The organism is Pseudoduganella sp. RAF53_2 (assembly GCF_052113985.1).
In the GTDB taxonomy this organism is placed as follows: Bacteria; Pseudomonadota; Gammaproteobacteria; order Burkholderiales; family Burkholderiaceae_D; genus Rugamonas.
The window spans coordinates 1-6,418 of record NZ_JBFRDW010000342.1 but is presented as its reverse complement, the minus strand read 5'-3'; the positions used below and the strand labels follow the sequence as shown (position 1 = coordinate 6,418).

The 6,418-nt window shown below is 61.3% G+C and carries 4 protein-coding genes; 1 reads left to right on the top strand and 3 read right to left on the bottom strand.

Annotation, left to right across the window (positions count from 1 at the left end; all coding sequences use genetic code 11):
- Window positions 1–27: 27 nt before the first annotated feature.
- The gene (gene glnA, locus AB4Z11_RS19410) at window positions 28–1,443 is read right to left on the bottom strand and encodes a type I glutamate--ammonia ligase (protein WP_442027001.1); all 1,416 of its coding nucleotides are present in this window, start codon (window positions 1,441–1,443) and stop codon (window positions 28–30) included.
- A gap of 220 nt (window positions 1,444–1,663) precedes the next feature.
- On the opposite strand from glnA, the gene AB4Z11_RS19405 reads away from it, so the two are divergent.
- A complete protein-coding gene (locus tag AB4Z11_RS19405; protein ID WP_442027000.1) occupies window positions 1,664–2,119 on the top strand; it encodes a rhodanese-like domain-containing protein in 456 nt (151 codons plus the stop codon).
- A 69-nt stretch (window positions 2,120–2,188) separates the two neighbouring features.
- Here the strand turns inward: AB4Z11_RS19405 and AB4Z11_RS19400 are convergent, their stop codons facing one another.
- A complete protein-coding gene (locus tag AB4Z11_RS19400) occupies window positions 2,189–4,678 on the bottom strand; it encodes a TonB-dependent receptor plug domain-containing protein (RefSeq protein ID WP_442026999.1) in 2,490 nt (829 codons plus the stop codon).
- Between the two features lie 208 nt (window positions 4,679–4,886).
- Entirely contained in the window at window positions 4,887–6,212 is a 1,326-nt protein-coding gene (locus tag AB4Z11_RS19395; RefSeq protein WP_442026998.1) for a TAXI family TRAP transporter solute-binding subunit, read from the bottom strand.
- Between the last annotated feature and the right edge of the window lie 206 nt (window positions 6,213–6,418).

Here is a 6,418-nt window from a genome sequence, read left to right as displayed (position 1 = left end):
GATTAATGCTCCGCCGTGTCCCGGCAATTACAGGGAGTAGTACATGTCGAATTCCACCGGATGGGTGGTCATGCGCATGCGAGTCACTTCCTGCATCTTCAGCTCGATGTAAGCGTCGATCATGGTGTCGGTGAAGACGCCGCCGCGGGTCAGGAACTCGCGGTCCTTGTTCAGATGATCCAGCGCTTCTTCCAGCGACGCGCAGACGGTCGGGATCAGTGCATCTTCTTCCGGTGGCAGGTGGTACAGGTCTTTGGACGCTGCTTCGCCTGGGTGAATCTTGTTCTGCACGCCGTCCAGACCGGCCATCATCAGTGCCGCGAAGCACAGGTATGGGTTAGCCAGTGGGTCCGGGAAACGGGTCTCGATGCGGCGGCCTTTCGGGTTCGCCACGTGCGGGATACGGATCGATGCGGAACGGTTACGCGCCGAGTAAGCCAGCTTCACCGGTGCTTCGAAGCCAGGAACCAGACGCTTGTAGGAGTTGGTGCCTGGGTTGGTGATCGCGTTCAGTGCCTTGGCGTGCTTGATGATGCCGCCGATGTAGTACAGGGCGAAGTCGGACAGGCCAGCATAGCCGTCGCCGGCGAACAGGTTCTTGCCGTCTTTCCAGATCGACTGGTGCACGTGCATGCCGGAACCGTTGTCGCCAACGATAGGCTTAGGCATGAAGGTAGCGGTCTTGCCGTAGCTGTGGGCCACGTTCCAGACCACGTATTTCAGGTTCTGGGTCCAGTCGGCGCGCTCAACCAGGGTCGAGAACTTGGTGCCGATTTCGTTCTGGCCGGCGCCAGCCACTTCGTGGTGGTGCACTTCGACCGGGATGCCCATGGATTCGAGGATCAGGCACATTTCGGAGCGCATGTCCTGGAAGGAGTCGACTGGAGGCACTGGGAAGTAGCCGCCCTTCACGGTTGGACGGTGGCCGGAGTTGCCGCCTTCGATGTCCTTGTCGGTCGACCAGGAAGCTTCGTCGGAGTCCACTTTCACCATGGCGCCGGACATGTCGATCTTCCACTTCACGGAGTCGAAGATGAAGAATTCTGGCTCCGGGCCGAAGTAGGCGGTATCGCCCAGGCCGGAGGACTTCAGGTAGGCTTCAGCGCGCTTGGCGATGGAGCGTGGATCGCGGTCATAGCCCTTGCCGTCGGATGGCTCGATCACGTCGCACTGCATGAACAGCGTGGTCTCTTCCATGAACGGATCGATATTGGCAGTGTTCGGGTCCGGCAGCAGGATCATGTCGGAGGCTTCAATGCCTTTCCAGCCAGCGATCGAAGAACCGTCGAAGGCGTGGCCCGACTCAAATTTGTCGATGTCGAAGTGGGAAACTGGCACGGTTACGTGCTGTTCCTTGCCACGGGTATCGGCGAAACGGAAGTCCACGAACTTGACTTCGTGATCTGCTACCATCTTCAGAACGTCTGCGGCGGTCATTGCCATTGCATATCTCCTAAGTGAATAAACTGCCGCGCGCTAGGCTGCGGCAAAAGCTGATGGTACATTAAGCAGAAATCGTGCCAAGCACTCCCCTGCGGTTGAGCCAAAGATGTGCGCACCACCGCGGTGCATTTGCGATATTTTGCACTTCTTTGGTGCGAAATTGGGCGATTAGCTGAAAACGCATCATTGCGGTGCATGCCATCATAAAGGAAAACTAACTATGAGTTCCACCTCTGACATCCTGGACCGGGCACGCGAACGATCGCCCGGCGGCTATGCTGGTGCCGTCACGCCACAGGAGGCTTTTGCCCTGATTCAGGGCGATTCCTCGGTCAAGCTGATCGATGTGCGCACCAATGCCGAGCGCGACTGGGTTGGCCGTGTGAATATTCCCGCCGGCCAGCATGGCGCGGTGCAGTGGAGTTTGTATCCGGGCGGAACGCCGAATCCGGAATTCCTGGCCCAGCTGGCGGCCCAGGCGGGCAAGAACGAGGTGCTGCTGTTCCTGTGCCGCTCCGGCGTGCGCTCGCGCCATTCGGCCAAACTGGCGACCGAAAATGGCTATGCCGAGTGCTACGACATTCTGGAAGGCTTTGAAGGGGACAAGGATGCGGAAGGCCACCGCAAGCAGGTAGGCGGCTGGTGCAAGGCCGGCTTGCCGTGGACCGGCGCCTGATTTAGAACCCAAGGCAGAAACCTGGTGGCAGGCACATCGTGCCTGCCACCTGTTTTACGCCCTTGGTTCTTACAGCGAGTACGTCAATCGTGCGTAGATGAAGCGGCCGGAACGGCCGAACGGCGAGTAGTTACCGAACGGTGCGTTACCCGTTGCATTCAGCACAGCCGGATACGCATCCGGATACTGGTCGAACAAGTTCTCCGCACCCACAGCAGCGCTGAGGTTCTTGGTGATCTTGTAGCGGCCTTCCAGATCCACCAGGGTCTTGGCGCCCAGGGTGAAGTCCAGCGCTGCGGTGGTGCCCGGTTGCAGCACCGAACCGTAGCGCGTGGCGCGCAGGGTTGCGCCCCACGGACCCAGCGACCARTTGCCGCTTGCCGTGAACTTGGTCTTCGGCGTACCGCGCTCAAAGGTCAGCACGTTGATGCGGTCGAACAGTACCGGCGCAGGATTCAGCGCAGCCAGCTGCGCGGTCACCGGCGTCTTGGTCACTTCGGTCTTGGTGTAGTTGCCGGCCAGGGTCAGGTCGAATTTGCCTGCCGTGCCTGCATTCCATGGGTAGTTGCCGACCACGTCCACACCGCGGGTCGTGGTGTTCACGCCGTTGATGAAGAAGCGGCCGCCGCCCACACCGATGAAGCCCAGGCTGGTCAGGTAGTTACGCACATTGGTCTGGGTCAGGTTCTCGGACAGCACGATGCGGTCGCGGATCTTGATCTGGAAGGCGTCGACCGTGATGCTGGCCTTGCCCAGCTTGCTCACTGCACCCAGCGAGAAGTTGGTCGACTTCTCGGCGTCCAGCGGCTTCGCACCCAGCGCCACCGCAGCCGCTGCAGTCGGCTTGAAGGTGGTGATGTCGTACGGTACGCCGTTGATGAAGTTGGTCGCCGTCGAGGTGAAGTTCTGCTGCTGCGGCGACGGTGCGCGGAAGCCGTTCTGTACCGACCCGCGCAGAGCGAATGCCGGCGTGAAGTTATAACGGCCCGCGACCTTGCCGGACCAGTTATTGCCGAAGTCCGTGTAGTGCTCGCCGCGCACGGCAGCGGAGGCCAGGAACTCCTTGGTCACATTGGCTTCCACGTCCGCATACAGCGAGTAAGCGCGGCGGCTGGTATCCGATTCGTCGGCCGGACGGAAGCCAGGGAAGACCTGGGAGCCCGACGGTGCCGGCGTGCCGTTAGCCAGCAGCACACCGCCGTTGCGCCAGGAATCCGGCTCGCCTGCATGCAGCTTGTACGCTTCGTTGCGCGCTTCGGCGCCGATCGCCACGTTCAGCGGCGATGCCAGGCCCACTTCGAACTGGCGCACGGCCGACAGGTTGGCCACGGTCTGGTCATACGAAAAACCACCGGCATCGAAGTCGGTCTTGCTGGACGGGCCGAGCGAGCGGTTCAGCGTGTTCTCGATCTCGAAGTCCATCTTGTTCTTGCCGTAGACGATGGATGCATCCATGTCCCAGTCGGCGAAGTTCCACGAGATGCCCAGCGCCGCGCTGTAGTCCTTCACGTTTGGCGCGATGATCGGCAGGTAGCCATCCGGATAGATGCTGATGATGTTCTGGTCCTGCACGGCGCGGCGGAAGAAGCCGGCGGAACGCGCATCGCGGTTCTGGTAGCTCAGCCAGCCATACAGCTTGGTGCTGCCGCTCAGGTTATAGCCCGCGTTGGCGAACACGGTGGACTGGTGCAGCTCAGGCTCGCCATACCAGGCGTTGAAGCGATTGATGGTTTTCTCGCGCGGATCGAAGGCGCCGTTCACCAGCGGGTATTGCTGGCGGGTGTCCCAGCCGCCACGCTCGGTGTGGCTCTGGTTTTTCTGTTCGGCGGACACGGTCAGGAAACCGTCTTCGCCCAGTTCCAGGCCTTTCCATACGCTGGCGGTAAAGGTGCCGCCGTCGACGCGGTGGCGCGAATTGGTGCTGGTATCCCAGGTGGCGCCAGCCGGGCCGGGAATCGGCGTGAACTCGTAGTCGGTGTCGCGCTTGCCGTAGCTGATGGTGCCCTCGCCGCCTTTCTTGTCGTCGCGCAGGCGGATGTTGACCACGCCGGCAATCGCGTCCGAACCGTATTGGGCGGATGCGCCGTCGCGCAGCACCTCGATGCTCTTCACCATAGCGGTCGGAATGGTGTTCAGGTCGACCGCAGCGGAGCCGCGGCCGATGGTGCCATTCAGGTTCACCAGCGAGGAGGTGTGGCGGCGCTTGGAGTTCACCAGCACCAGGGTCTGATCCGGCGCCAGGCCACGCAGGGTAGCTGGGCGGATGGTGTCCGTGCCGTCAGCCAGGCCGGGGCGCGGGAAGTTCAGCGATGGCAGGGCAACAGACAAAGCCTGCGAGATTTCCGGCACGCCGGTGTTCTTCAGGGTTTCAGCGTTGATGACGTCAACCGGCGCCGTCGTGTCGAGCACGGTGCGGTTCGAAACGCGGGTACCGGTCACGACCACGGTGCTGACATTGTCTTCAGCCGGGGCCTGGGTTTGCGCCATCGCGGCGCCGGTGGCAAACAGGGTGGCAATGCTTACTGCAAGAACGTGTTTTCTTGGTGCGGCAATACTCATAATTAACCCTCTGATGTGATGGTATTTGAAAGGACGATTGCTGCTTTCTATCCCTTGGGGTCTTTCTATTGAAGACCTACCAAATATCATTGGGTCAACCTGACTGTTTAGTCAACAAAATCGCGTGTAATTGAAGTAATCTTCCTTAAGATACAACACTTGCCTAGACAAATCGCCAACTTTTCTACGTAATGTTACGTAGGGCGGATCATCGATCCGCCGCGCCGGCAATACGTTGGCGCACGAAGTTGATATGACTGCGCAGGCCGTAGAATTCATCCGCAAACGACAGCGGCACCGACAGCCGGTTGACGCGGTCCTCGATATCGTTGAGCCGCTTCAGTTGCTGCTCGCTGACTTCCTTGCGCTTTTCGTCCGGCGCATCATCCAGCGCCTGTTCCACCCGGCGCAGCTGGCCGTACCAGCGATACACGCGCGAGCGGATGCGCCACACATACAGCGGCGGCACGATCTTCGACAGCGGCAGAATCAGCGCACCCAGCGCCACCACCAGCACCCACATGCGGTCGAAGAAAGTCGCCAGCCAGAAGTTCATATAGCGCTGCAGGAAAGGCGGGCCGTCCTTGTAGAACTTGGCCGCTTCGCGCGCCACCGGAATCTCGGTGTAGCGCGGCGAAGGGAATTCGCCCTGCTTCTGGAACCACCCTGCCCCGCCGTGAATTTGGGCGGCGGCTTCCACGAACAACTCGATCAGCGCAGGATGCAGATCCTCGCGCGCCACCAGCGTGGCAGTCGGCGCTATCAGCTGGTAGTCGCGGGACGGCAGGTCGCGGCCCAGGTCCACAATGCCGCGCGGCAGCGTGACGTGGGTGAGGAAAGGCAGGCGGCGCGTATAGGCTTCGGCCTGGGTGAAGTCGAACAACTGGATGCCGGGCGTTTGCAGCAGCATCTGGATCAGGGGATCGTCCGGCGCGGCGGCGAATACCAGGCCGTCGATGCGGCCTTCCAGCAGTTCCACCGTGGCGGGCGTGTTTTCCAGGTTGCTGACCTGGAGATCGGCCGGCGTCAGGCCGTTGACGTCCAGCACCTGGCGGAACAGGCGCGGCGTGCCGCTGCCTTTGGCGCCGAGATTGATCTTGAGGCCCTTGAGCTGGGTGAGCGAGGTGACGGGCTTTTTCTGTTCGCGCATGAACAGCCAGACCGGTTCCGTAAACAGACTGCCCAGGGAAATCAGGCCTTTGCGCTCGGCCTCGACTTCGTTGGTGGAGCCGCTTTGGACGAAGGCGATATCCACCTTGCCTTCGTTCAGGCGGCGCAGGTTTTCGCCCGAACCGTGCGAGGTTTGCAGGGTCACGGCGATGCCGTGCTTTTTCATGGCGGCCTGGTATTTGCGGCCGATGTTTTCGTAGGCGCTGTTTTCCTGGCCACTGCCCAGACTCACCTGCCGTGGCGGGGCGGGGTCGATGATCAGGTACGCTGCGATCAGCGCTGCGGCGATGACGATGATGGTGGGCGTTGCGGTGGCAAACAGGTCACGCAGCGAGAAGCGCGTGAAGGCGAGGATTTTGGACATGTGGCGCATTGGGTTCATGGTGCGTAAGCTTAACACCCAAACCACCAGCGCAAACCTGGTGGCTGCCACATCGTGGCAGCCACCTGTCTCATGCCGTGGGTTTCAAGAACCGCCGCAAGCGCGCTGCGGAGCGGCGGGAGTCGGTGCGCCGGCGACTGCTGCCGCGGCAACAGCGGCAGTGATCATGGGCTGCATGCCGCTGGGAG

What these genes read in the sequence shown, in the direction of transcription:
- glnA (WP_442027001.1), bottom strand. Translation starts at nt 1,443, where the DNA reads ATGGCAATGACCGCCGCAGACGTTCTGAAGATGGTAGCAGATCACGAA.
- AB4Z11_RS19405 (WP_442027000.1), top strand. Translation starts at nt 1,664, where the DNA reads ATGAGTTCCACCTCTGACATCCTGGACCGGGCACGCGAACGATCGCCC.
- AB4Z11_RS19395 (WP_442026998.1), bottom strand. Translation starts at nt 6,212, where the DNA reads ATGTCCAAAATCCTCGCCTTCACGCGCTTCTCGCTGCGTGACCTGTTT.